Annotated in this window: 20 protein-coding genes; 12 read left to right on the forward strand and 8 right to left on the reverse strand. The window is 74.8% G+C overall.

The annotated features are described in order from the left end of the window. Positions 1-239: 239 nt before the first annotated feature. Positions 240-1,748 (reverse strand): PucR family transcriptional regulator, encoded by a 1,509-nt coding sequence (locus LY71_RS12910; protein ID WP_106278094.1) that lies wholly within the window; start codon positions 1,746-1,748, stop codon positions 240-242. Between the two features lie 138 nt (positions 1,749-1,886). On the opposite strand from LY71_RS12910, the gene gabT reads away from it, so the two are divergent. Beyond that, positions 1,887-3,242, forward strand: coding sequence for a 4-aminobutyrate--2-oxoglutarate transaminase (gabT, locus tag LY71_RS12915; protein ID WP_106278096.1), 1,356 nt, complete (start codon positions 1,887-1,889; stop codon positions 3,240-3,242). Continuing rightward, the gene (locus tag LY71_RS12920) at positions 3,239-6,367 is read left to right on the forward strand and encodes an NAD-glutamate dehydrogenase domain-containing protein (protein ID WP_106278098.1); all 3,129 of its coding nucleotides are present in this window, start codon (positions 3,239-3,241) and stop codon (positions 6,365-6,367) included. The genes gabT and LY71_RS12920 overlap by 4 nt, the downstream gene beginning before the upstream one ends. A 37-nt stretch (positions 6,368-6,404) precedes the next feature. On the opposite strand, the gene LY71_RS12925 is transcribed toward LY71_RS12920, so the two are convergent. Next, positions 6,405-7,613, reverse strand: a complete 1,209-nt coding sequence (locus LY71_RS12925) for a saccharopine dehydrogenase family protein (RefSeq protein WP_106278100.1) — start codon at positions 7,611-7,613, stop codon at positions 6,405-6,407. Positions 7,614-7,722: 109 nt separating this feature from the next. On the opposite strand from LY71_RS12925, the gene LY71_RS12930 reads away from it, so the two are divergent. Continuing rightward, on the forward strand, positions 7,723-9,231 hold the full coding sequence (locus tag LY71_RS12930; RefSeq protein ID WP_106278102.1) for an APC family permease: 1,509 nt from the start codon (positions 7,723-7,725) through the stop codon (positions 9,229-9,231). Positions 9,232-9,400: 169 nt separating this feature from the next. Further along, entirely contained in the window at positions 9,401-9,895 is a 495-nt protein-coding gene (locus LY71_RS12935) for an Lrp/AsnC family transcriptional regulator (RefSeq protein WP_106278104.1), read from the forward strand. Positions 9,896-9,992: 97 nt separating this feature from the next. Here LY71_RS12935 and speB (LY71_RS12940) read toward each other — a convergent pair whose 3' ends face one another. Further along, positions 9,993-10,949, reverse strand: a complete 957-nt coding sequence (gene speB, locus LY71_RS12940) for an agmatinase (RefSeq protein ID WP_106278106.1) — start codon at positions 10,947-10,949, stop codon at positions 9,993-9,995. Positions 10,950-11,078: 129 nt separating this feature from the next. Between speB (LY71_RS12940) and LY71_RS12945 the strand changes: the two genes are divergently transcribed. The 5 genes from LY71_RS12945 to LY71_RS12965 all read left to right on the forward strand — a co-directional run bounded on the left by LY71_RS12945 (position 11,079) and on the right by LY71_RS12965 (position 16,425). After that, positions 11,079-11,678, forward strand: coding sequence for a helix-turn-helix domain-containing protein (locus LY71_RS12945; protein ID WP_106278108.1), 600 nt, complete (start codon positions 11,079-11,081; stop codon positions 11,676-11,678). A 116-nt stretch (positions 11,679-11,794) separates the two neighbouring features. Continuing rightward, positions 11,795-13,240 (forward strand): amino acid permease, encoded by a 1,446-nt coding sequence (locus LY71_RS12950; RefSeq protein WP_211297321.1) that lies wholly within the window; start codon positions 11,795-11,797, stop codon positions 13,238-13,240. 2 nt (positions 13,241-13,242) lie between these two features. Then, positions 13,243-14,040, forward strand: a complete 798-nt coding sequence (locus LY71_RS12955; RefSeq protein WP_106278110.1) for a carbon-nitrogen hydrolase family protein — start codon at positions 13,243-13,245, stop codon at positions 14,038-14,040. Further along, positions 14,037-15,737 carry a flavin monoamine oxidase family protein gene (locus LY71_RS12960; protein WP_106278112.1) on the forward strand — a complete coding sequence of 567 codons (1,701 nt, stop codon included), beginning with the start codon at positions 14,037-14,039 and terminating at the stop codon, positions 15,735-15,737. Before LY71_RS12955 ends, LY71_RS12960 begins: the two co-directional genes overlap by 4 nt. A gap of 301 nt (positions 15,738-16,038) precedes the next feature. Then, entirely contained in the window at positions 16,039-16,425 is a 387-nt protein-coding gene (locus tag LY71_RS12965; RefSeq protein WP_106278114.1) for a type II toxin-antitoxin system VapC family toxin, read from the forward strand. Here LY71_RS12965 and LY71_RS12970 read toward each other — a convergent pair. From LY71_RS12970 to speB (LY71_RS12980), 3 genes are all read right to left on the reverse strand, one after another. Beyond that, positions 16,422-16,724: a hypothetical protein gene (locus LY71_RS12970; protein ID WP_106278116.1), complete on the reverse strand. Its 303-nt coding sequence runs from the start codon at positions 16,722-16,724 to the stop codon at positions 16,422-16,424. The genes LY71_RS12965 and LY71_RS12970 overlap by 4 nt on opposite strands. 395 nt (positions 16,725-17,119) lie before the next feature. Beyond that, positions 17,120-19,060, reverse strand: a complete 1,941-nt coding sequence (locus tag LY71_RS12975) for a primary-amine oxidase (RefSeq protein WP_106278118.1) — start codon at positions 19,058-19,060, stop codon at positions 17,120-17,122. Beyond that, positions 19,057-20,100 (reverse strand): agmatinase, encoded by a 1,044-nt coding sequence (gene speB, locus LY71_RS12980; RefSeq protein ID WP_106278120.1) that lies wholly within the window; start codon positions 20,098-20,100, stop codon positions 19,057-19,059. The genes LY71_RS12975 and speB (LY71_RS12980) overlap by 4 nt, the downstream gene beginning before the upstream one ends. Before the next feature lie 406 nt (positions 20,101-20,506). Here speB (LY71_RS12980) and LY71_RS12985 point away from each other — a divergent pair, with 406 nt between their 5' ends. The 3 genes from LY71_RS12985 to LY71_RS12995 all read left to right on the forward strand — a co-directional run bounded on the left by LY71_RS12985 (position 20,507) and on the right by LY71_RS12995 (position 24,105). After that, positions 20,507-22,039 (forward strand): APC family permease, encoded by a 1,533-nt coding sequence (locus LY71_RS12985; RefSeq protein ID WP_106278122.1) that lies wholly within the window; start codon positions 20,507-20,509, stop codon positions 22,037-22,039. Between the two features lie 124 nt (positions 22,040-22,163). After that, positions 22,164-22,460, forward strand: coding sequence for an antibiotic biosynthesis monooxygenase (locus tag LY71_RS12990; RefSeq protein ID WP_146146136.1), 297 nt, complete (start codon positions 22,164-22,166; stop codon positions 22,458-22,460). Positions 22,461-22,554: 94 nt separating this feature from the next. Further along, positions 22,555-24,105: an APC family permease gene (locus tag LY71_RS12995; protein ID WP_106278127.1), complete on the forward strand. Its 1,551-nt coding sequence runs from the start codon at positions 22,555-22,557 to the stop codon at positions 24,103-24,105. A 4-nt stretch (positions 24,106-24,109) separates the two neighbouring features. Here LY71_RS12995 and LY71_RS13000 read toward each other — a convergent pair whose 3' ends face one another. Then, entirely contained in the window at positions 24,110-24,811 is a 702-nt protein-coding gene (locus LY71_RS13000) for a hypothetical protein (RefSeq protein WP_106278129.1), read from the reverse strand. Positions 24,812-24,818: 7 nt separating this feature from the next. Then, a complete protein-coding gene (locus LY71_RS13005) occupies positions 24,819-25,700 on the reverse strand; it encodes a polysaccharide deacetylase family protein (RefSeq protein ID WP_106278131.1) in 882 nt (293 codons plus the stop codon). Positions 25,701-25,744: the final 44 nt, after the last annotated feature.

Below are 25,744 nucleotides of genomic sequence, written 5' to 3' on the forward strand. Positions count from 1 at the left end.
GCCCTGCGTGCACGTCCGCGGAGTTGCCCACGGGCAACTCCGCGGACGTGCACGGGGCAACTCCGCGGACGTGCACGGGGCAACTCCGCGGACGTGCACGGGGCAACTCCGCGGACGTGCACGGGGCAACTCCGCGGACGTGCACGGGGCAACTCCGCGGACGTGCACGGGGCAACTCCGCGGACGTGCACGGGGCAACTCCGCGGACGTGCACGGGGCAACTCCGCGGAGTTGCACGCTCAGGCGGTCGGCGGGTGCAGCGCCAGCCAGAGCTCGGCGCGGACGCCGGGGGAGTCCAGGTCGCGGCCCAGCAGCTCCTCGGCCCGGCGGATGCGCTTGCGCAGGGTGTGCCGGTGCACGCCCAGCCGGGCCGCGGCCGGCTCCCACTGGCCGTGCGCGGCCAGCCAGACCCGCAGCGACTCGACCAGGTCGCCGGGTCCGGCGCGGTCGGCGGCGGCCAGCGGCGCGAGGGCGGCCTCGGCGAAGGCGGTGGTGGCCGCCGGGTCGAGCAGCGCGCCCAGCCCGCGGCCGGCGAGGTCGGCGAAGGCGGTCACCGGCCGCCCGGCGGCGCGGCCGTGCCCGGCGGCCTGGCGGGCCTGCCGCACGCCGTCGGCCAGCCGCGCCCACGGCACGGGCGCGGCGGTGCCCAGGACCGCGCCGGGCACCCGCTCCGGCAGGTCGGCGAGCCGGCCGGCCAGCGCGCCGCCGGCCGGCACCAGGACGACGAGGGCGTCGTCGACCTCGGCCGACAGGACCGGCTCGCGCGAGGCGGCGGCCGCGTCAGCGGCGACGTCGACGGCGGCGGCGCGCTGCTCGGCGCTGCCCAGCACGGCGACGGTCAGCACCGGCTCGTCCGGCAGCCGCTCGCCCAGCGCCGCCACCACGGGCTCGGCCGCGGCGGTCTGCCCGGCCAGCAGCAGCCGCAGGATCGCCGCCCGCAGCGCCGCGGTGCCCGAGTCCAGCGCCCGCGACTGCTCCAGCCGCAGGGTCAGCAGCAGCGCGGCGGCGTTGACCACGTGCCGGTCGCCGGCCGGGAAGGGCCCGGGCCGGCCGACGGCGAGGAAGCCGCGCACCCGCGACCCGGTGCCCAGCGACTGCAGCAGCACCGTCTCCCCGGGCTGGGTGAGCGCGGCCCCGGCCGGCGGGCGGGCGGTGCGCAGCCGGTCGACCGCGCCGGCCAGCGCCCCGGCGCGTGACCGCGCCCCGGCCGGGGCGGCCTCCAGCGGCGTCCCGGCGGCGTCGAGCAGCAGGGCCCAGCCGCCGAGGTGGCGGGCCAGCCGGTCGACGACGGTGCCCGGGGCGCCCGGACCGACCGCGGCGCGGGTCAGCTCCCGCTGCACCGTCGACGTGCGGGCCACCGCCGCGTACTCCTCGGCGGCCAGCGCGGTGGACACCGTCCGCGACAGCGCGATGAACGGCGTCTGCCGCGGCACCTCGAGCACCGCCAGGCCGGACTCGTCGGCGGCGGCCACCAGCTCGTCGGGCACCCGCTCGTGGCTGAGCCCGGTGCCCAGGCCCAGGCCGACCACGCCCGCGCCGGCCAGCCGCCGCACGTACGCGGGGGCGTCCCCGGGGGTCAGGGCCAGGCCGGTGGTCAGCAGCAGCTCGCCGCCCTCGAGGAACGGTGTCGGGTCGGCCAGCTCGCTGACGTGCACCCAGGAGACGGCGCGGTCCACCGGCGCGCTGCGGGTGTGCAGCGCCAGCTCCAGCGACGCGGTCCCCAGCAGGGTCGCCACGGTGACCGGCACGGACGGACCTCTCGACGAAGTGGACACCCGGTCGCCCCCGGGGTGCCGGTCCGGACGGTACCGGGAGAGACGTGCCTCACCCACCCTGGAGGCCAGGACGTCCCCCGTCGGGGGAGACCGACCCGCGAGGAGAGAGCCATGACCACCCTGCTTCCCGGACCGGACACGATCGCCCAGGAGCGGCGCCTGGTCACCGAGCTCCCCGGCCCCCGCTCGCGCGAGCTGGCCGCCCGCCGGTCGGCCGCGGTCACCTCCGCCGTGGGCAGCGTCCTGCCCGTCTACGTCGAGCGCGCCAGCGGCGGCGTGGTCGTCGACGTCGACGGCAACTCCTTCATCGACCTCGGCTCGGGCATCGCCGTCACCAACGTCGGCCACGCCGCCCCCGAGGTGGTCGCCGCCGTCCAGGCGCAGGTCGCGGCGTTCAGCCACACCTGCTTCATGGTCGGTCCCTACGAGGGCTACGTCGCCGTCGCCGAGGAGCTCGACCGGCTCACCCCCGGCGACCACGAGAAGCGCTCGGCGCTGTTCAACACCGGCGCCGAGGCCGTGGAGAACGCCGTCAAGGTGGCCCGGGTGGCCACCGGCCGCTCCGCCGTCGTCGTCTTCGACCACGCCTACCACGGCCGCACCAACCTCACGATGGCGCTGACGGCGAAGAACATGCCGTACAAGAACGGCTTCGGGCCCTTCGCCGGCGAGGTCTACCGGGTGCCGATGTCCTACCCGTTCCGCGACGCGCCCGGGATGACCGGCGAGCAGGCCGCCGCGCGGGCGTTCGACCTGATCGAGACGCAGATCGGTGCCCACAACGTGGCCGCGGTGCTCATCGAGCCGATCCAGGGCGAGGGCGGCTTCGTCGTCCCGGCGCCGGGCTTCCTGCCGGCCCTGAGCGAGTGGTGCCGCCGTTCGGGCGCGGTGTTCATCGCCGACGAGGTGCAGACCGGCTTCTGCCGCACCGGCGCCTGGTTCGCCGCCGAGCACGAGGGCGTCGTCCCCGACCTGGTGGCCACCGCCAAGGGCATCGCCGGCGGCATGCCGCTGGCCGGCGTCACCGGCCGCGCCGAGCTCATGGACGCCGTGCACACCGGCGGCCTGGGCGGCACCTACGGCGGCAACCCGGTGGCCTGCGCCGCCGCGCTGGCCACCATCCGCACGATGCGCGAGCAGGACCTCAACGCCGCGGCCCGCGCCATCGAGGCCACCATGCTGCCGCGGCTGCACGCCCTCAAGGAGCGCACCGGCGTGGTCGGCGACGTCCGCGGCCGCGGTGCGATGCTCGCCGTCGAGCTGGTCAAGCCCGGCACGACCGAGCCCGACTCCGCGCTGACCAACGCCATCTCCAAGGCCTGCCACGCCGAGGGCGTCATCACGCTGACCGCCGGCACGCACAGCAACGTGCTGCGCTTCCTGCCCCCGCTGGTCATCGGGCAGGACCTGCTCACCGAGGGCCTCGACGTCCTCGACGCCGCCTTCGACGCGCACGCCGGGAAGTGAGCGCCCCGGCCGCCGGCGCCCGCCGCCGGCTGACCCTGCGACCGGAGGGCCCGGCCGCCGGCGGCCGGGTCGGCGGCCTGGTCACCTGGCCGGCCGACCGCCCGCTGCTGGCCGACGTGGTGCCGGTCCTCGACCGGCTCGGCGTGCGGGTGGCCGACGCCGTCGCCGTCCCCGGGGACGGCGACGCGCCGGCCACCCTGCTGGAGCTGCTGCTGCCGGCCGGGACGGCGCCGGCCACCGCGCTGCCCCGGCTCGAGCAGGCCCTGGCCGCGGCCTGGGCGGGGGAGACCGAGCTCGACGGGCTGTCCCGGCTGACCGTCGGCGCGGGCCTGCCGGTGCGCGACGTCGCCGTGCTGCGGGCCGCCTGCCGCTACCTCGCGCAGGTGGGCCTGGGCCTGTCCCGCGGCTACGTCGAGGAGACGGTGCTCGCCGCGCCGGAGTTCGCCCGCGCGCTGCTAGCGCACTTCGCCGCCCGGCACGACCCCGACGCCGCCGACCCCGCGGCCGCGGCGTCGGCCGCCGACCACCTGGCCGAGCTGCTCACCCGGACGACCAGCCTGGACCAGGACCGCATCCTGCGCGGTCTGCGCGACGTGCTGGCCGCCGTGGTGCGCACCAACCGCTACCAGGTGGACGCCGCCGGGGCCCCGCGCCCGGCGCTGGCGCTGAAGATCGCCTCGGCGCGGCTGGACCTGCTGCCCGCGCCGCGGCCGGAGGTGGAGACCTTCGTCTGCTCGCCGGTCGTGGAGGGCCTGCACCTGCGCGGCGCGCGGGTCGCCCGCGGCGGGCTGCGCTGGTCCGAGCGCCCCGAGGACTTCCGCACCGAGGTGCTCGGCCTGGTCAAGGCGCAGATGGTGAAGAACGCCGTCATCGTGCCGGCCGGCGCGAAGGGCGCCTTCGTCGTCCGGGAGGACCTGCGCGGCCTCGACCGCGCGGCGGTGCAGCAGCGGGTGGCCGCCGCCTACCGCACGTTCGTCGGCGCGCTGCTCGACGTCACCGACGACCGCGACGGCGACCGGGTGGTGCCCCCGCCGCGCACCGTGGTGCACGACGGCGAGGACCCCTACCTGGTGGTGGCCGCCGACAAGGGGACGGCGACGTTCTCCGACCTGGCCAACGAGGTCGCCGAGAGCCGCGGCTTCTGGCTGGGCGACGCGTTCGCCTCCGGCGGGTCCAGCGGCTACGACCACAAGGCGATGGGCATCACCGCCCGCGGCGCCTGGGTGTCGGTGCGCCGGCACCTGCGCGAGCTCGGCGTGGACCCCGACGGGGAGCTGACCGCGGTCGGCGTCGGCGACATGTCCGGCGACGTCTTCGGCAACGGGATGCTGCTGTCCGACCGGCTGCGGCTGGTGGCCGCCTTCGACCACCGGCACGTCTTCCTCGACCCCGACCCCGACCCGGCGCGATCGGCGGCCGAGCGGCGGCGGCTGTTCGCGCTGCCCGGCTCGTCGTGGGACGACTACGACCGCACCGCGCTGTCGGCGGGCGGCGGCGTGTACCGCCGCGACGCCAAGAGCGTGCCGCTCTCCCCGCAGGTGCGGGCGCGGCTGGGGGTGGACGCCGAGGAGCTGTCGCCGGCCGAGCTGGTGCGGGCGGTGCTGCGGGCACCGGTCGACCTGCTGTGGAACGGCGGCATCGGCACCTACGTCCGCGCCGCCGACGAGACCGACGCGCAGGTGGGCGACCGGGCCAACGACGCGGTGCGGGTGACCGCCGACGAGCTGCGCTGCCGCGTGGTGGGGGAGGGCGGCAACCTGGGGCTGACCCAGCGCGCCCGCACCGCCGCCGCGCGGGCCGGCGTCGCGCTCAACACCGACTTCATCGACAACTCCGCGGGCGTGGACACCTCCGACCGCGAGGTGAACCTCAAGATCGCGCTGTCGGGGGTGCCCCGCGCCGAGCGGGACGCGGTGCTGCGGGCGGTCGAGGACGAGGTGGCCGCCGCGGTGCTGGCCGACAACGCGCTGCAGGCCCGGGCGCTGTCGGTGTGCGCCGCGCAGGCCCCGTTCCTGCTCGACCGGCACGCCCAGCTCATCGGCGACCTCGAGCGGCACGGCCTCGACCGCGACCTGGAGGGGCTGCCGTCGGAGGCGGACGTCGAGCGGCTGCGCCAGGCCGGTGCCGGCCTGACCCGGCCCGAGGCCGCGGTGCTGCTGGCGCACTCGAAGAACCTGGTGCGCCAGGAGCTGCTGGCCAGCGACCTGCCCGACGACCCGTCGGTGGCCGGCGTGCTGGCGGCCTACTTCCCGCGGGCGGTGCGCGAGCGCTGGCCCGACCGGGTGGCCACCCACCCGCTGGCCCGCGAGATCACCGCCACCCAGCTGGCCAACGACCTGGTCAACCGGGTCGGCCCCGGCTTCCTGCTGCGGCTGGAGGAGCGCCACGACGTGCCCACCGCGGTGGCCGCCCGCGCCTACACGGTGGCCACCCGCGTGCTCGACCTCGACCCGCTGTGGGCCCTGGTCGACGGCCTCGTCGGCAGCGAGGTGCCGCTGGCCGTGGAGCGGCTGGCGCTGCCGGAACTGCAGGCGGCCACCGAGCGGGTGGCCGACCGGCTGCTGGCCGCCCACCGGGACCCCGCGGCGCTCACCGCCGCCGCACCGGCGCTGCGGGCCGTCGTCACCGGGCTGGACGCGGCCGGGTGGCTGGCGCGGCCCGGGGCAGCGGGCGAGCGGGCGCGCGCACTGGCCGCGGAGCTCACCGCCGCCGGGGCGGGCCCGGAGCTGGCCGAGCGGGTGGCGGTCCTGGGCTGCCAGGCCGACGTGGTGGACCTGGCCCGGGTGGCCGGTGCCGCGGACGCCGGGCGCGCGCTGGCCGCCGACGCCGAGGTGGAGCGGCTGCTCGGCCTGCCACGGGTGCACGCCTGGACGGTGGAGCGGGCCGGCGACTCGCACTGGGTGGTCGCCGCCCGGGCGGCGCTGCGCGAGGAGGTCGACCGGATGCACTGGGCGCTGGTGGCCGCGGTGCTGCGCGACCCCGACGTGCTCACCGGGCGGCACGGGGCGGCGCTGGCCCGCTTCGCCGCCGTCCGCGACCGGGCCGGGTCCGCGCGCGACGACGTGCTGGGCCGGGCCTGCGTGGTGGTCGCGGAGCTCCGCCGGCTGGTGGAGGCCGTGGGCTGAGGGCGGCTGAGGAGGGACCCCGTGCGGGGGTCCCTCCTCAGCCGCCCTCGCGCATCCCCCAGGGGGAGCCGTAGGCGGTCAGCAGGTCGAGGAACGGGACCGCGTCGAAGGCCTCCGGGCCGAGCACCCCGCTGCCCTGCCACCGTCCGGTGGCCCGCAGCTCGAGGGCGACCACGGGGTTCACCGCGGTCTGCCAGACGACCGCCTGGGCTCCGTACTCGGCCATCGACCAGGCGTTGTCGACCACGTGGTACAGGTACACCTGCCGCGGCCGGCCGTCGGTGCCCGTCCCGCTCACCCACACCCCCGCGCAGGTCCGCCCGGTCATGAGCCCGCCCAGGGAGGCCGGGTCCGGCAGCGCCGCGGCGACCAGGTCACGCGGCGCGACCGCCACGTCGCCGACGCGGACCGGCGTGGTGGAGTCCAGACCGGTCTCGTGCAGCACGCGGAGCACCTCGATGACGTGCGCGCCGAGGCCGTACTTGAAGGTGACGCGACCGGCGTCGATCCAGCGCGGCACGAGGAGCACCTCCTCGTGCTCCACGTTGACGCACTCCACCGGGCCGATGCCCTCGGGGAAGTCGAAGACCTCCGGTTCGCTGAACGGCTCGGTGGTGTACCAGCCGCGGTCCCGCTCCCACACCACCGGCGGGTTGAGGCACTCCTCGATCGTGGTCCAGATGTTGAACGACGGCGCGAACGCGTGGCCCCGCACGGTCAGATCCGCCCCGTCGCGGACGCCGATCTCGTCGATGGTGGCGAACAGGTGGTCGGCGGCGTACCGGGCGAAGACGTCGGACAGGCCCGGCTCCACGCCCATGCCCACCAGCGCCAGCCGCCCGGCCGCCGCCCACTCCGCGGCGAGCGCGAACTGCTCGTCGCCGAGCTTGACCCCGGTCAGCTCGTACGGGCGCTCGGGGTGCGGGCGCGACAGCGACATCGCCATGTCCAGGTAGTCGACGCCGGCGGCGAGCGCCGCCCGGAACAGCGGCACGACGAACCGCGGGTCGGTCGCGTTGAGCAGCACGTCGCAGCCGTGCCCGGCGAGCAGGGCCCGCACGCCGGCCTCGTCGGAGGCGTCGACGCCGGCGGCGACGAACCGCGGGTCGCCCGCCGCGGCGACCGCCTTCCCGGCGCGGGCGGGGTCGACGTCGGCGACGACGAGCCGGTCCACGAAGTCCCGACGCGCCGCGATCGCGGTGACCGCGCTGCCGACGCCGCCGGCACCCACCAGCAGGATGCGCATCGTCCACCTCCACGGGTGGCGGACACCCTAGCGACCAGTTCCCTGGTCAGGGCGGGTCCGCGGGCGCCGGACCCTTGTCCGACGGGTGCGGCGCTGCGATAACCGTCGGATGCAGCCGGACCCCGCCGACTCCGCCGTCCGCCCGGGGGAGGAGGCCACCCTCCGCCCGGGCGTCATCGGGTTCGTCGACGCCCTCGTGATCGGCCTGGCCTCCACCTCGCCGGCCTACACGCTCGCGGCGATCATCGGTGCCCTCGTGGCCATCAGCGGGGTGCACGCCCCGGGCGTCCTGCTGGCCTCGTTCGTGCCGATGGTGCTCATCGCGTCGGCCTTCGCCGCGCTCAACCGCGTGGACCCCGACTGCGGGACGACGTTCTCCTGGGTGACCCGGGCGATGGGGCCGTGGGCCGGGTGGATCGGCGGCTGGGCCATCGCGATGACCGGCGTCCTGATCGTCGGGTCGCTGGCGAACGTCGGCGTCGTCTTCACGCTGCGCCTGCTCGGCCTGGACTCCCTGGCCGGGAACACCGCCGTCGTGCTCGTGCTGACCGTCGGGCTGGTCCTGCTCATGACGTGGATCTGCGTGCTGGGCACCGAGCTGTCGGCGCGGCTGCAGAACGTGCTCATCCTCGCCCAGACCGGGGCGCTGCTGGTGTTCGCCGGGGTCGCCACCTACCGCGGGGTCACCGGCGACAGCCCGCTGGGTGGCCTCGACCCGGGCTGGGACTGGCTGAACCCGTTCGGCGCCGGCGGCGCGGCGCTCAGCGGCGGGCTGCTGCTCGGCGTGTTCGCCTACTGGGGCTGGGAGTCCGCGGTGAACCTGACCGAGGAGACCCGCGACTCCACCACCGCGCCGGGCCGGGCCGCGATCGCGTCCACCGTCGTCCTGCTGGTCACCTACGTCGCCGTGGCGGTCGCCGTCCTCGCGTTCGCGGGCACCGACTACCTGGCCGGGAACGCCGACGAGGAGGAGGCGGTCTTCGGGCTGCTGGCCACCGAGGTGATGGGCGGCTGGGACTGGGTGGTCCTGCTGTCGGTCGCCACGGCGGCGATCGCGTCGACCCAGACGACCATCCTCCCGGCGTCGCGCACCGGCCTGTCGATGGCCCGGCGGTACGCGCTGCCGCGCCGCTTCGGGCACGTCTCGCCGCGCCACCGCACGCCCGACGTGTCCACCTGGTGGGTCGGCGCCATCGCCAGCGTCTGGTTCGTCGGGGTGAGCCTGGTCAGCGAGAACGCGCTGTTCGACTCGATCACCGCGCTGTCGCTGCTGATCGCCTTCTACTACGCGCTCACCGGCATCGCCTGCGCGGTCTACCACCGCCGGCAGCTGACCCGCAGCGTGTCGAGCCTCCTGCTCATCGGGGTGGGCCCGCTGGTCGGGGCCGGGCTGCTGGTCTGGCTGCTGGTGCTGTCGATCCGCGACCTCGCCGACCCGGGGAACTCCTACACCGGCCAGGCGTGGCTGGGCGTGGGCCCGCCGCTGGTCATCGGCGTCGGCATCTTCGTGCTCGGCCTGGTGCTGATGCTGGTCTGGCGGAGCCGGGACGGCCGCTACTGGCGGGAGCGGCCCGGGATCGCCGGCGACCGCATCCAGGTCGACGAGGACCTGCGCTGAGCACCGTGCGGGAGTGACCACGGCTGCTTCGGATCCCGTCGTCGGCGCCGGCTCCCGGCGTCCGAAGCGTGGCGGCGGGCCACCCGTGCGGGCCATGTGGTCGACCGCGTGGCCTGGCTACGATCCGGGGGGCCGGGTCGCCCGGGACGCTGCACGGGGGAGGACCGGCATGAGCATCCGTCGCCAGTTCGTGCTCGACGACGTCTCCCGGGCGATCATCGAGCAACTGCAGGAGGACGGCCGCCGTCCCTACGCGCGGATCGCCACGGCGGTCGGGCTGTCGGAGGCCGCCGTCCGGCAGCGGGTGCAGCGGCTGCTCGACGCCGGCGTCATGCAGATCGTCGGCGTCACCGACCCGCTGCAGGTGGGCTTCTCGCGGCAGGCGATGGTCGGCGTGCGCACCAGCGGCGACGCCCGCACCGCGGCCGAGCGGATCGCCGCCTTCCCCGAGGTCGACTACGTCGTCATCACCGCCGGGACGGTGGACGTGCTCGTCGAGGTGGTCTGCGAGGACGACGACCAGCTGCTCGACGTCGTCGCGCGCATCCGCGGGGTGGAGGGCGTGGAGTCCACCGAGACCCACCTCTACCTGGGCCTGGCCAAGCAGACCTACGCGTGGGGCACCCGCGGCCCGCAGGGTCCCGCGCCCGCCGCCGGCCTCTGAGTCGCGGGCCGGACCTCCCCCTGCGCACCGTCTCCTGCGCGTCGTCGTGCGCTGCCCACCGACTGTGGGCAGAGCACGACGACGCGCGGGAGGAGGATCAGGCCCCGGCGCGGTTGAGCGCCAGCACCGAGAGCAGCTCGTAGCCCACGTGGGCCGCGGCGATGCCGGTGAGCTCGGCGTGGTCGTAGGGCGGGGACACCTCGACGATGTCGGCGCCCACGACGTCGAGGCCGACCAGCCCGCGCAGCGTGTTGAGCAGCTCCCGGCTGGTGAGCCCGCCTGCCTCCGGCGTGCCGGTGCCCGGGGCGTGCGCGGGGTCGAGCACGTCGATGTCGACCGACACGTACACCGGCCCGCCCGCCAGCCGCCGCGTCATCCGCTCGACGATGCTGCGCACGCCGTCGACCTCGTAGTCGTCGGAGCGGATCACCTGGAAGCCCAGGACGGCGTCGTCCTCGAGGTCCTGCTTGCTGTACAGCGGGCCGCGGATGCCCATGTGCAGCGAGCGCTCCAGGTCGATCAGCCCCTCCTCGCTGGCGCGGCGGAAGGGCGTGCCGTGCGTGTAGGGGGCGCCGAAGTAGGTGTCCCAGGTGTCGAGGTGGGCGTCGAAGTGCAGCACCGCGACCGGCCCGTGGTCGCGCGCGAGCGACCGCAGGATCGGCAGCGCGATGGTGTGGTCGCCGCCGAGGGTGAGCAGCTGGGCGCCGTCGGCCCGCAGCGCGGTCACCTCGCGGTCGATGGTCTCGATCGCCTCGCCGAGGTCGAAGGGGTTGACGCCGATGTCGCCGGCGTCGGCCACCTGCTGGGTGCCGAACGGCGTGGCGTCGAGCGCGGGGTTGTAGGGCCGCAGCAGCTTGGAGCCCGCCCGCACGTGGCCCGGGCCGAAGCGGGCGCCGGGCCGGTAGCTCACGCCGGAGTCGAAGGGCACCCCGAGGACGGCGACGTCGGCACGGGACACCTCGTCGAGGCGCGGCAGCCGCGCGAAGGTGGCCGGGCCGGCGTAGCGCGGCACGCGGGTGGCGTCGACGGGGCCGATCGGGGTCTGCTCCTGCACGGGTGCTCCTCCGGGACGGTGCGGTGACGGGCTCCCCCGTCCGGGTCGCCGGTCACTGTCAACTCGTGTTTCCCACTTGTCAACTCCCCGGCGCGGCGAACTAGGGTCGCGGGGGACCGGGGAGGTGCGGTGGAGGCAGTGCTCGACGACGGGGTGCCGCGGATCGGGGCGCGGCTCAAGGCCGTCCGGCAGGCGCGTCGGCTGACCCTGACCGACGTGGCCGACGCCAGCGGCCTGACCAAGGGGTTCCTCAGCAAGCTCGAGCGCGACCAGGCGAGTGCCTCGGTGGCCGCGCTGGTCCGCGTCTGCGCCGCGCTGGGCATCTCGCCGGGCAGCCTGTTCGAGGCCGCGCCCAGCGGGGAGGTCGTGCGGGCGGGCAGCTACCCGCCGATCTCCTTCGGCGGCCAGGGGCTGACCGAGTACCTCCTCACGCCCTCCGGTGAGCGGCGGCTGCAGGCGCTGCTCTCCGAGGTGGCGCCGGGCGGCGGCAGCGGCGCGGAGACCTACGCGCTGCCGGCCGAGGTGGAGTTCGTCTTCGTCCTCGAGGGCGACCTCGAGGTGACCGTCGCCGGCGAGGTCACCGCGCTGGGGACCGGGGACGCGTTCACCTTCTCGCCGGGTGCCGAGCACGGCTTCCGCTCGCTGCGCCCCGACGGTCCCACCCGCGTGCTGTGGGTGTTCGCCCCCGCGCTCTCCGAGGGGCGGGCGGGCGCGTCGCCGACGGTCTAGGAAACCGTGGTTGACATCTGGGCAACCGGTGGTGATGCTCCCTGCGACCCACGCCACAGGAGTCCGTCGGAGGACCCTGGGTGGACGACGCCGGACACGGCCGCAGAGGAGCGCACGTGCACACCACCAGGAGCGGGCCGGGCACCGTGGCCCGGACCCGCCGCAGCCAGCTGTTCCGGCTCAAGCCGGTCGACGCCATCGTCGCCCAGCACGAGGAGGACGGCGGGCACGGGCTGCGCCGGTCGATGAGCCTGTGGCAGCTCACCGCGCTGAGCATCGGCGCCACGCTGGGCACCGGCATCTTCGTCATCCTCGGCGAGGCGGTGCCGCTGGCCGGCCCGGCCGTCGTCCTCGGCTTCGTGCTCGCCGCGGTGACCGCGCTGTTCTCCGCGCTGTCCTACGCCGAGCTGGCCGGCAGCATCCCGGTCTCGGGCTCCTCGTACTCCTACACCTACGCCACCATGGGCGAGCTCGTCGCCTGGGTCTGCGGCTGGTGCCTGATGCTCGAGTACGGCGTCTCGGTGGCCGCGGTCGCCGTCGGCTGGGGCGCCTACATCGACGACCTCGCCTCGAACACCGTCGGCGCGGTGCTGCCCGCCGCGCTGTCGGCGCCGCCCGGCGACGGCGGGGTCGTCAACATCCCGGCGATCGTCGTCGTGCTGCTCGCGATGGCGCTGCTGCTGCGGGGCACCAGCGAGAGCGCCCGCGTCAACGCCGCGATGGTCGTGCTCAAGGTCGGTGTCCTGCTGTTCTTCTGCGCGGTCGCCTTCACCGCCTTCCGCGCCGGCAACCTCGCGCCGTTCGTGCCGATGGGCCTCGCCGGCGTGACCGCCGCGGCCTCGCAGGCCTTCTTCTCCTACATCGGCTTCGACGCCGCCTCCACCGCCGGTGACGAGGCCCGCGACGCCCGCCGCGACCTGCCGCGCGCCATCATGCTGTCGCTGCTCGTGGTCACCGTCGTCTACTGCCTGGTGGCGCTGTCGGCCGTCGGCGCGGTGCCGTGGCAGCAGATCAGCGGCTCGGACGCGGCGCTCGCCGACGTGCTGAGCCTGGCCACCGGCCAGACCTGGACGGCGGTGCTGCTCTCGATCGGCGCGGTCGTCGCCATCGCCAGCGTGGTGCTCACCGTGCTCTACGGGCAGACCCGCATCCTCTACGCGATGTCGCGTGACGGCCTGGTCCCGCCGGTGTTCTCGAAGGTCAGCGCCCGCCGGCGGATCCCGGTGGCGAACACCGTCATCGTCAGCGTGCTCATCGCGCTGCTGGCCGGGCTGGTCCCGCTGGGCGAGCTGGCCAACGCCACCAGCATCGGCACGCTGTTCGCCTTCGCGCTGGTGAACGTGGGCGTCGTCATCCTGCGCCGCACCCGCCCCGACCTGCCGCGCACCTTCCGCACGCCGCTCTACCCGGTCACACCCGTGCTGGGCGTGCTGTTCTGCGTCCTGCTCATGTTCGGCCTCGGCGCCTCGACCTGGGTGGTCTTCGTCGGCTGGATGCTGCTCGGCCTGGCCGTCTACCTCGGCTACGGGTACCGCCGCTCGGCCCTGCGCACGGGCGCCTGACCGTGCGGATCGCGCTGCTGCAGGGCCCGGCGCACACGCCGGACCCGGAGGCCGGGCTGGCGGCGGTCGCCGACGCCGCCGCCCGCGCGGCCGCGGCCGGCGCCCGGCTGCTGGTCACCCCGGAGATGTCGCTGACCGGCTACGCCATCGGCGCCGACCGGGTGGCCGCGCTGGCCGAGCCGGTGCCCGGCCCGCTCACCGACCGGGTGGCCGCGATCGCCGCCGAGCACGGGCTGGCCGTCGCCGTCGGGCTGCCGGTGCGCACCGCGGGCGGGGTGGCCAACACCGTCGCCGTCCTGGAGCGCGACGGCAGCCTGCTGGCCACCTACGCCAAGGCGCACCTCTACGGCGACGTCGACCGTGACGCGTTCGTGCCCGGCGACGTCGGCGTGGTGCAGTTCCGGCTCGACGACCTCACCGTCGGCCTGCTCGTCTGCTACGACGTCGAGTTCCCCGAGGCGGTGCGCGCCCACGCGGTGGCCGGCACCGAGCTGCTCGTCGTCCCCACCGGGCTGATGGACCCCTACGGCCACGTCGGCACGGTGCTGGTGCCCGCCCGCGCCTACGAGAGCCAGGTGTACGTCGCCTACGCCAACCGCACCGGCACCGAGGGCGAGTTCGTCTACTGCGGCGCCAGCTGCGTCATCTCGCCCGAGGGCACCGAGCTCGCCCGCGCCGGCCGCGGCGAGGAGCTGCTGCTGGCCGACGTCGACCCCGCCGTCCTGGCCGCGTCCCGCCGGCTCAACACCCACCTGACCGACCGCCGTCCCGAGCTCTACCCCACGGAGACCCGCGCATGACCTCCGCCATCCCCGTCAACGCCCACGAGCCGGGCGAGGAGCGCCCCGCCCGGCCGCTGACGATGTTCGGCCCGGACTTCCCCTTCGCCTACGACGACTGGCTGGCCCACCCCGCCGGGCTCGGCGAGGTGCCCGCGGGCGAGCACGGCACCGAGGTCGCCGTCGTCGGCGGCGGCCTCTCGGGCATCGTGACCGCCTACGAGCTGATGCGGCTGGGTCTCAGGCCGGTCGTGTACGAGGCCCACGAGATCGGCGGCCGGCTGCGCTCCACGCCGTTCGAGGGGCACCCCGGCGTGGTCGCCGAGATGGGCGCGATGCGCTTCCCGCCGTCGTCGACGTCCCTGTTCTCCTACGTGCGGCAGCTGGGCCTGCGGACGACGCGCTTCCCCAACCCGCTCGACGTGTCGACCCCGAGCACGGTGGTCGACCTCAAGGGCGAGACCCACTACGCGCAGTCCCTCGACGACCTGCCGCCGCTCTACCGCGAGGTGGCCGACGCCTGGCACGAGACGTTGGTCGACCGGGTGCGGCTCGAGGACATGCAGGCGGCGATCCGCGACCGCGACGTCAAGACGATCAAGGCGATCTGGGACGAGCTGGTCGAGCGGCTCGACGACACGACCTTCTACGGGTTCCTCGCCGCGTCGCCGGCGTTCCGCTCCTTCCGGCACCGCGAGGTGTTCGGCCAGGTCGGGTTCGGCACCGGCGGGTGGGACACCGACTACCCGAACTCGATGCTGGAGATCCTGCGGGTGGTCTACACCGCGGCCGACGACGACCACCTGTCGATCGTGGGCGGCAGCCAGCAGATCCCGGTGGGGCTGTGGCGGCGCGAGGTCGAGGCGCCGGTGCACTGGCCGGCCGGCACCAGCCTGGCCTCGCTGCACGCGGGCGGGCAGCCGCTGCCCGGGGTGACCCGGCTGCACCGGACCGCGCCCAACTGCTTGACCGTCACCGACGCCGCCGGCGGGATCCGCACGTTCCGGGCCGCGGTGTTCACCGCGCAGAGCTGGAACCTGCTGTCCCGGATCGCCTGCGACGAGAGCCTGTTCCCGATCGACCACTGGACGGCGATCGAGCGCACCCACTACATGGGCTCGACGAAGCTGTTCTGCCTGGTCGACCGGCCGTTCTGGAAGGACGTCGACCCCCGGACCGGCCGGCACCGGATGAGCATGACGCTGTCGGACCGGATGACCCGCGGCACGTACCTGCTCGACCAGGGCGAGGGCCGGCCCGGGCTGATCTGCCTGAGCTACACCTGGGCCGACGACTCGCTCAAGTGGCTGCCGCTGTCGGCCACCGAGCGGATGGAGGTCATGCTCGCGTCGCTGCGCGAGATCTACCCCGACGTCGACCTGCGCCGGCACGTCATCGCCTCGCCGGTGACCGTGTCGTGGGAGTCCGAGCGCGACTTCATGGGCGCGTTCAAGGCCAACCTGCCCGGCCACTACCGCTACCAGCGCCGGCTGTTCACCCACTTCCAGCAGGACGAGCTGCCCGAGCAGTACCGGGGCCTGTTCCTCGCCGGGGACGACATCTCCTGGACCGCCGGCTGGGCCGAGGGTGCGGTGCAGACGGCGCTCAACGCGGTGTGGGGCGTGGTGCACCACCTCGGCGGGCGCAGCCACCCGGACAACCCGGGCCCCGGCGACCTGTTCGACGAGCTCGCCCCGGTGCGGCTGCCCGAGGACTGAGCGGCGGGCCGCGAACACACGCTGAGCGCCCGCTCCGCCGTCCGGAGGGGGCGCTCGGCGCGTGTTCGTCCCGGCCGGGACGGAGGGAGCGCCCGCTGTCCGACGATGCCCGACTCCGCCGGTCGCTCCGGGCAGCGGCTCCCACCGCGGACCGATGGCGACGACGGGCACCGGTGCGGGAGGAGGCGGTGCTGGCACGGCTCCCGTGTGAGCTCCGGGGACTGGCGGCGGCAGTGCCCGCCTCGCGGTCCCTGGTCGACGAGCTGCTGGCCGAGCGCCGCGCAGCTGCCGCATCCGGCGAGTGACGGTCCTCGACGCCTCGGCGGTCCTCGCCCTGCTCCACGACGAGCCCGGCGCCGACCTGGTCATCACGGCCCTGGCCGGATCCGTGCTCGGGACGGCGAACCTCGCCGAGGTGGTCGGCAAGCTGGTCGATGCCGACGTCGGCGCCGATCCAGCGCGCCTCCGTCAGCTGCTGGCCGCCGCAGGTGTGCGGGTCGAGCCGGTCACCGAGGCCGATGCCGAACTGGCCGGTGCGCTGCGCGCGCTGCCGGGTGGACGTTCGCTGTCACTGGGCGACCGGTGCTGCCTGGCCCTCACCGTGCGGAGCGACCCGCCCGAGGTGCTCACGGCTGATCCGGCGTGGTCCGATCTGGACCTGCCGATCCGCGTCCGGCTGATCCGCTAGGGACGACGCAGGACCGGGCTCACGGCGCCGAGCCCGCGGACGGCGGCCAGCAGCAGCGCGACCACCGCCAGCAGGCCCGCGACCGGCCCGGCCCAGGCGGCCAGGCCGGTCGCGGCGGAGTGCACGTGACCGCCGGCGACCGGCGGGTGGGCGAGCAGCATCGCCGTCGTCAGCACGACGTGCGCCGCCCACGCCGCCCGGCCCGGCCGCCGCCACAGGTGCACCGCGCACACCAGGCAGGCCGCCGACAGCAGCGCCGTCCCGGCGTGCGGTGCGGCGAGGAGGGCCAGGCCGTGCACCGCGGCGCAGCCCGCCGCGGCCCCCGCTGCGCTGTGCGCGAGGAACCGCGGCAGGGCCGCCGCACCGAGCGGCAGCAGGACGTCCGGCCCCGCTGCGGGGGCCCGCCGCGAGCCCGCGAGCGGTGGGAGGCCGGGAGTGCTTGTCCGCGGCCCCGCTGCAGGGTCCCGCCGCGAGCCTGCGAGCGGTGGGGGGCCGGGAGTGCTTGTCCGCGGCCCCGCTGCAGGGTCCCGCCGCGAGCCTGCGAGCGGTGGGGGGCCGGGAGTGCTTGTCCGCGGCCCCGCTGCAGGGTCCCGCCGCGAGCCTGCGAGCGGTGGGGGGCCGGGAGTGCTTGTCCGCGGCCCCGCTGCAGGGTCCCGCCGCGAGCCTGCGAGCGGTGGGGGGCAGCGGGGTCCTTCTAGTGGCACGTGCCGGGGGCCGGGGGAACGTCGAGAGCCGGGTTGCGGTCGAAGAAGCCCACCGGCTTGAGCTCGAAGCTCACCACGTCGACCGGCATGACCGGCCAGTCCTCCGGCCGCGGCACGTGGTGGATGCCGAACACGTGCCAGAGCACCAGCTCCGTGTCCACCAGCGAGCGGTCGGCCTCCTGCCACACCGGCAGACCGGCGTCGCGGCGGCTCTGGTTGCAGAACTCGCCCGAGGGCCAGCGCTGCTCCTCGTCGAAGCGGCTCACCCACACCGGGTGGTCGATGACCTGCGCGCGCTGCCGGAACGGCGCGTCGGCGTGCGCCATCGAGGGCAGCGCCGAGTTCGGGTAGAGCTTGTAGCCCGGCGCCGTCCCCAGCCGGTTGGGCTTCGTCCGGTTGACCACCTTGAACGACCGCTGGGTGGCGAAGTCGAGGTCGAGGCGCCCCTCGGACTCGCGCTCCACCGGCCGGCTCCGGGTGACGACGGCGAGCCCGTACGGGTTGTCCTCCGACACCGGCAGCGCCTCGCTCTCGGTGACGACGACGGTGTTCTCCGGGCCGTCGACCTCCATGTCGAGCCGCGCCACGACGAAGTGCTGGTGGATGGGCGCGTAGGTGCGCTCGTCGACGACGGTGCCGTAGGCCGGCGGGGTGCCCTCGAAGGCGCTGGTCACCATGATCCCGGTGGCGCGGACCTCGCACTGGATCGTGCCGTCCTGGTAGAAGCGCCAGTACGTCAGGTACTCGTAGTTGGCCACCGTCGCGTGGAACGAGACGACCATCCGCCGCGACCGGCGCACCTCCGAGCCGGCCTGCTCGTCGACGTGCTTCCACAGCACGCCGTCGTCCTCCTCGTGCAGGCAGATGGCGTTCTCGATGGTGTACGGCTCGCCGCGGGTGTCGTGCAGGACGGCGTCGACGTAGGTGATGTCGCCGAGGCAGTCACAGCCCAGCTTGAGCGAGGTGGTCATGAAGCCCAGGCCCCACTCGCCGATGTCGAAGGCGGTGCGCCGGTGGTGGTCGGGGCTCGGGTCGCGGTAGGGCACGACCATCTCGGCGAACGACATCCGGTGCGCCACGGGGCGGCCGTCGTAGGACACCCGGTGGATGACCAGGCCCTCGCGGTGGTTGAAGCCCAGCCGCATCGACCAGTTCTGCCAGCGCAGCTCGTGGCCGTCGAGCTCGAAGGAGACACCCTCGGGCTGGGTGATCTCCAGCGGCCGGACGTCGGTGCGCTGCTGCAGGCCCGGCACCAGCGCGGGCAGGTACTCGCCCATCACCGGGGCCGGCTGCGGCGGGGCGCTGTCCTCGGTGTGCAGCAGCTCCATCGTGTTGAGGTCGACGACGAAGTGCAGGCCCATCACCGGGTTGGCGTAGGGGTTGCCGTTCGGGACCGAGCGCCGCCAGACGTCGGTCCAGCCGACCCGGCGGTCCTGCAGCCCCTGCGGGATGAGCGAGTGGCCGTAGGCCCAGGTGTCGATGAGCACCAGGTCGAGGTCGGTGATGCCGCGCCGGGCCAGCGCCGCGACCACGTCGGGGTGCCGGATGAGCACCTCGTGGGCCTCGTGCCACTCGTCGAGGGTCATGTTGGCCTGCTCGCCCGGCACCGCCTCCCACGAGAGGACGGCGTCGTCGGTCAGCGAGACGACCGCCTTGTACGGCGTGCCCTCGTCGCGGCTCCACACGGTCACCCGGGCCTCGCGGCGGATCGGGTCGCCGGGGGAGAACGCGCGGACGACGTCCTTGGCCGGCTCGCGCAGCTCCATCGAGGCGAACCGCCAGCGCTCGTCGACCCCCTTGTCCCGGCGCAGGACCGCCGCCGCGGCGCGGAACTCCTCCGGTGTCAGCGGGTCCAGCGGGTGCGGGGTGCCGGCGGCCGCGCGGGCGCCGGCCGAGCCGGAGGCGTGGCAGGACGACGCGAGCTCGGTCATGACGGGTTCTCCTGGGGGGTGGTGTCGGGGCGGTTCGCGAGCAGGGGGACCGACGGGTCCCAGCGGGTGCCGTCGCGGGCGTCGCGCCGGCGGCGGGCCAGCGCCGAGAGTGCTTCGAGGACGACGCGGTTGGCCAGCGCCGCGGTGATGTCGGCGTGGTCGTAGGGCGGGCTGACCTCGACGACGTCGATGCCGACCACCGGCAGCTCCAGGCACAGCCGGCGGACGGCGTCGAGCAGCTGGCGGGCGGTGAGCCCGCCCGGCTCCGGCGTCCCGGTGCCCGGCGCGTGCCCGGGGTCGCAGACGTCGATGTCGACGGAGAGGAAGACGCCGTCGCACTCGTCGGTGGCGATGGCGGAGGCCTCGGTGAGGCAGGCGTCGAGCCCGCGGTGGCCGATCTCGGTCATCTCGTAGGACCGCATCCGCTGCGCGGCCATCCAGTCCAGCGTCTCCGGCGGCGGCCAGTAGCCGCGCAGTCCCACCTGCAGGAACCGGTCGCCGCGCAGCGCGCCGGACTCGATGAGCCGGCGCATCGGCTGACCGTGGCCCCACAGCGAGCCGAACTCGATGTCGCCGGTGTCGGCGTGCGCGTCGAAGTGGATCATCGACACCCGGCCGTGACCGAGGACGTTGGCCACCCCCTTGGCGTCGGCGAAGGCGATGGAGTGGTCCCCGCCGAGCACCACCGGGATCGCGCCGGACCGCGTGACGGTCTCCACCGCGGCCTCCAGCGCGGGCAGTGCGGTCTCGATGTCGCCGGAGTACATCTCCACGTCGCCGGCGTCGAGCACGCGCAGGTCGCGCAGCCCGTCGGTGCGCAGCGCCAGGCTGGGCCGCGACCCGTCGTGCGGCAGGTAGTCGGTCATCCGGATCGCCTGCGGGCCGAAGCGGGTGCCCGGGCGGTGCGACGTGCCGCCGTCGAAGGGGGCGCCGAGCACGACGACGTCGGCGCCGGCGAAGGAGGCCGGGTCGTCGAGGTCGCAGCGGTCGACACCCAGGTAGGTGATGTCGGGCCCGAACTGGGCGCCGTAGCGGGTCATGACGTCGAGGTCCGATCCGTGTGCGGTGGAGGACGGCGGGTCGGAGCGCTCCCGAGCCGTCAGGACGACGGAATCCGTGTCGCATGACACGTTAAGCGACGGTTTCCGCGATGCCAAGTGTCGGCGCCGGTGTCGGGCGATTCGGGTCACCCCCGGGGGTCGGCTGCCTCGACGGAATGAGTCACCGGTGCGCCGACACGCGCACGAAACAGCGGTGGTGCATGCTCCCGGCGCTCGGATCCGTGCCGACGTCCATGCCGGACTGTCGACGCGGGCCGGGCACGGTGTACATCGTGGCCTCTTCCGCGCCGGGCGGGGGAGTGGCCTCCTGTCCCGTGTGAGGCGCGGCACACCTGCCGTGTCCGGTGACCGGCCGCCGACGGCGGTGCGACGAGAGGAGGGCCGCATGGCGGTGGGACAGGACCGGGGGACCGGGCAGCAGACCGATCTGCGGACGAAGGGGCTGGCGGGCGGCTCGGTGGGGCTGCTGGCGAGCGTGGTCCTGGGGGTCTCGAGCATCGCGCCGGTCTACGCGCTCACCGCCACGCTCGGTCCCACGGTGACCGAGGTGGGCCTGCAGATGCCCGCGGTGTTCCTGGCCGGCTTCCTGCCGATGCTGCTGGTGGCCTACGCCTACCGGGAGCTCAACCGGGTGGCGCCGGACTGCGGGACGTCGTTCACCTGGACGACCAAGGCGTTCAACCCCTACGTCGGCTGGCTGGCCGGCTGGGGCGCGCTGCTGGCGACGATCATCGTGCTGTCCAACCTGGCCGGCGTCGCCGTCTCCTTCTTCTACCTGCTGCTCGGGGAGATCACCGGGTCGGAGTCGCTGGCGACCCTCGGCGACGACGCGGTCGTCAACGCCCTCACCTGCGTGGCGTTCGTCGCCCTCGCCACCTGGGTCACCTACCGCGGGGTGGAGGCCACCAAGCGCGTGCAGTACGTGCTGGTCGGCTTCCAGATGGTCGTGCTGCTGGTGTTCGCGGTCGCGGCGCTGGCCAAGGCCGGCTCGGCCCCGGGCGGGATCTCGTTCGAGTTCTCCTGGCTCGACCCGACGGCGATCACCTCCTTCAGCGCGTTCACCGCCGGCCTGTCGCTGTCGCTGTTCATCTACTGGGGCTGGGACACCTGCCTGACGGTCAACGAGGAGACCGCCGGCAGCGCCCGCACCCCGGGCCGCGCCGCCCTGCTCACCATGCTGGTGATCATCGTGACCTACGTCGGCGTGGCGATCGTCGTGCAGATGTACGCCGGCGTCGGCACCGAGGGCACGGGCCTGGGCAACCCCGACACCAGCGACAACGTCTTCGCCGCGCTGGCCGGACCCGTCCTGGGCCCGGGGCTGGCGTTCCTGCTGTTCCTCGCCGTCGTCGCCAGCTCGGCGTCGTCCCTGCAGACCACGTTCCTGCCGACCACCCGGACCATGCTGGCCATGGGCACCTACGGGGCCCTGCCGCAGCGGCTGGCCGAGGTGCACCCCCGGCACCGGGTGCCCTCGACGGCGACCCTGGTCGCCGGCGCCGCGACCGCGGCGTTCTACGTCGGGATGACGATCATCAGCGAGAACGTCCTCATCGACACGATCTACGCGCTCGGCCTGATGATCTGCTTCTACTACGGCCTCACCGCCTACGCCTGCGTCTGGTACTTCCGCCGCGAGCTGTTCCGCAGCGCCCGCGACCTGGTGTTCAAGGGCGTGCTGCCGCTGCTGGGCGCGCTCATGCTCACCGCGGTGTTCGTGCAGACCGCCGTCGACACCCTCGACCCCGCCTACGGCAGCGGCTCGTCGGTGTTCGGCATCGGCAGCGTCTTCGTCATCGGCATCGGCCTGCTGCTGCTCGGCGTGGTGCTCATGCTCGCCTGGCGGGCGCGGCACCCGGAGTTCTTCCGCGGGCAGACGCTGCGGGTGGACACCCCGTCGCTGGTCTTCGACGAGTGAGCCGAGGGGGCGTCGCGATGATCAGGTGACCTGATCCCCGAGCGTCCTACCCGACCGTGGGAGGTCGGGTAGGACGCTGCACGATCAGGTCACCTGATCATCGCCGCCCCCGAGGAGGAGATGCGTGTTCGCCGTCGTCTACCGCTGGCGCCTGCACCCCGGCGCCGAGGACTCCTTCGTCGAGGGCTGGCAGCGGGTCACCCGCGCCATCCACGCCACCTGCGGCAGCTACGGGTCGCGGCTGCACCGCGCGGACGACGGCACCTGGGTCGCCTACGCGCGCTGGCCGGACGCCGCCACCCGCGACCGCTGCCGGCACGGGGAGGCCGAGGGCGAGCGGATGATGGCCGAGGCCGTCGCCGAGCACCTCGGCGCGACCACGATGGTGATCACCAGCGACCTGCTCGCCGAACCCGGCTGAGCGGCCGCCGGGCCGGACCCGCGATACGGTCCCCGCCGACCAGGGGGCCCGTCGGGGGGGACGGCGTCCGCACCTCACGACCGGACGGACGGCCATGAGCGCGCAGCACCCGAAGGACGCCGACTCCCACCTCGCCCAGCTGGGCTACCAGCAGCGGCTCGACCGCAGCATCGGCGGCTTCTCCAGCTTCGCGGCCGGCGTCAGCTACATCTCGATCCTGACCGGCACCTTCCAGCTGTTCTACTTCGGCTTCGGTGCCGGCGGCGCCGCCTACGTCTGGTCCTGGCCGATGGTCTTCGTCGGGCAGCTGATGGTGGCGCTGTGCTTCGCCGAGCTGGCCGCCCGCTACCCGGTGGCCGGCTCGCTCTACAACTGGACCAAGCGCCTGGGCAGCCGGACGACGGCGTGGATGACCGGCTGGATGATGCTCACCGCGTCGGTCGTCACCCTGTCGGCGACCGTGCTCGCCTACCAGATCACGCTGCCGCAGCTGTGGTCGGGCTTCCAGCTCGTCGGCGACGGCACCGGCACCTACGACTTCGCCGTCAACGCGGTCGTCCTGGGCAGCGCGCTCATCCTGTTCACCACGCTGGTCAACGCCTACGGCGTCCGGCTGATGGCGCGGATCAACAGCGCCGGGGTGTTCATCGAGCTGGTCGCCGCCGTGCTGATCGTCGTCATCCTCGCGCTCGCGGTGACCCGCAGCCCGGTCGAGGTGCTCACCGACACCGGCGGCCGAGGCGCGGGGGAGGACGGCGGCTACCTCGGCGCGTTCCTCGTCGCGGCACTGGCCTCGGCCTACGTGATGTACGGCTTCGACACCGCCAGCTCGCTGGGCGAGGAGACGATCGAGCCGCGCCGCACCGCACCCCGGGCGATCCTGCGGGCGGTCACCGCGTCCTTCGTCCTCGGCGGGCTGATCCTGCTCACCGGGCTCATGGCGGTGCGCGACCTGGGCGACCCGGCGCTGTCGTCGAGCACCGGCGGGCTGCAGTACGTGCTGCTGCAGGCGGCCGGGCCCGGCCTGGGCAAGGCGTTCCTGGTCTGCATCGTCATCGCCATCACCGTGTGCTGCCTGGCGGTGCACACCGCCACCATCCGCATGGCCTTCGCGATGGCCCGCGACAACAACCTGCCCTTCAGCAGCCGGCTGGCGCGGGTGGACCCCAAGCGCAAGACGCCGGTGGTGCCGGCCGTGGTCACCGGGGTGCTCGCGGTGTCGATCCTGCTGGTCAACATCCGGCAGCCGCAGATCTTCACGGTGCTCACCAGCATCGCGATCATCATGGTGTACCTGGCCTACCTGCTGGTCACCGTCCCGATGCTGCTCGCCCGGCTGCGGGGACGGTGGCCGGGGCCCGAGGCGGCCGGCGACCGGCGCTGGTTCTCCCTGGGCCGCTGGGGCCTGCCGGTCAACGCGCTGGCCGTGCTCTGGGGGGCGGGCATGGCGCTCAACCTCGCCTGGCCGCGGCGTGAGGTCTACAACGCCACCGAGCCCCACCGCTGGTACCTGCAGTGGGGCGCGTTCGTGTTCATCGGAGCCATCGCGGCCGTGGGGCTGGCCTACTACCTGCTGCGTCAGCGGCACCGCACGGGCGTGCTGCCCGAGCACGCGCTGGTGACGGCGACGCCCGCGGAGGCCTGACCGCTCAGTGCCCGGCAGTCCCAGCGGCAGCGGCAGCGAAGGAGAGCACCCGCCGGCCCAGCGCTTCCAGCACCACCGGGGTCCCGTCGACGTCGACGGCCGTGCGGGTCCGCTCGTGCGGCGACCGGCCGGCCAGCCGCAGGGCCAGCAGCGCGGCCAGCGCCGGCACCCGGTCGACGGCGACCGCGCCGGGGACACCGGGCAGCCGGGCGGCGGTGCCCGGGCCGAAGACCTGCCCGACCAGGCCGGCGATCCGCAGCGAGCGGCGCAGCGGGTCGCTGAGCAGCCGGTCGAGGACGGCGGTGGGCTCCGCTGGTGCGGCCAGCACGAGCGGCGGCCCGCACGGCGGGACCCGCTCGGCCCAGCCGGCGTCGCGGGTGTCGACCGCGCCGTCGCCGTCCCCGTGCACCAGCGTGACGGGCCGCCGGTGGTCGGGCGGGGGCGGTTGCGCACCGGGCGCGGGCGGCAGCCCGGCGTCGGCGTCGGGGTCGGGTGCCGCGGCGGTGAGCAGGCCGCTCAGCGTGCCGACCACGACGGCCGCCCCTGTCGGGCGGCGCACCGTCCAGCCGCCGGGGACGGCGCGCACCGCCGTCCCCCGCGCGGCGGCGGCGGCGAGCACCGCCGCCGCGGCCGCGCGGGCCGGGCGCGAGCCGAGGACGGGCGAGGCCCAGTCCTCGGCCGGGGAGCCCCCGCAGGCGCCGCACACGTCGCGGTCAGGCCCGGCGCGGCGAGCGCGCGGCGAAGTCGTGGGCGATCTGGTCGAACGTGCACCAGCGCACGCCGGCGTGGGTGTCGATGTGCGCGATGAGCCGCTCGAGCATGAGCAGCACCTGCGGGCGGCCGGAGACGTCGGGGTGGATCGTGAAGGTGACCACGGCGTGGTCCATCTCCCGGTAGACCCAGTCGAACTGGTCGGTCCACATCTCGCCGAGGTGGCGGGGGCTGACGAAGCCGTGGCTGTTCGGGCTGGTCTTGACGAACATCATCGGCGGCAGGTCGTCGAGGTACCAGTTCGCCGGGATCTCGATGAGGTCGGTCTCCTCGCCGCGGACCAGCGGCTTCATCCAGGTCTCGGCAGGCTGCGAGTAGTCGATCCTCGTCCAGCTGTCGCCGACCCGGACGTAGTAGCACTCGAAGTCGCGGTGCATGAGCGAGTGGTCGTACGTGATGCCGCGCTCGAGGAGCAGCTCGTTGGTGACGGGGGAGAACTCCCACCACGGGGCGACGTAGCCGGTGGGCCGGCGGCCGGAGCGCTCCTCGATGAGCCCGATGCAGCGGTCGAGCACCGACGCCTCCTGCTCGCGGCTCATGGCGATCGGGTTCTCGTGGCTGTAGCCGTGCACGCCGATCTCGCAGCCGGCCGCCACGCAGGCGTCGAACGGCTCGGGGAAGGTCTCCACGGAGTGCCCGGGCCAGAACCACGTGCTCGGCATCCCGCGGCGGGCGAACAGCTCGAGCAGGCGGGGCACCCCCACCTCGCCGGCGAAGAGGCCGCGGGAGATGTCGTCGGGGGAGTCCTCGCCGCCGTAGGACCCGAGCCAGCCGCCGACCGCGTCGACGTCGACGCCGAAGGCGCACAGGATCTCCTTGGGCATGCCCTTCTCCTCTCGTGGGGCCTCCGTGGGGCCTCGGGTCGTGC

Source organism: Geodermatophilus tzadiensis (assembly GCF_003002915.1).
GTDB lineage: Bacteria > Actinomycetota > Actinomycetes > Mycobacteriales > Geodermatophilaceae > Geodermatophilus > Geodermatophilus tzadiensis.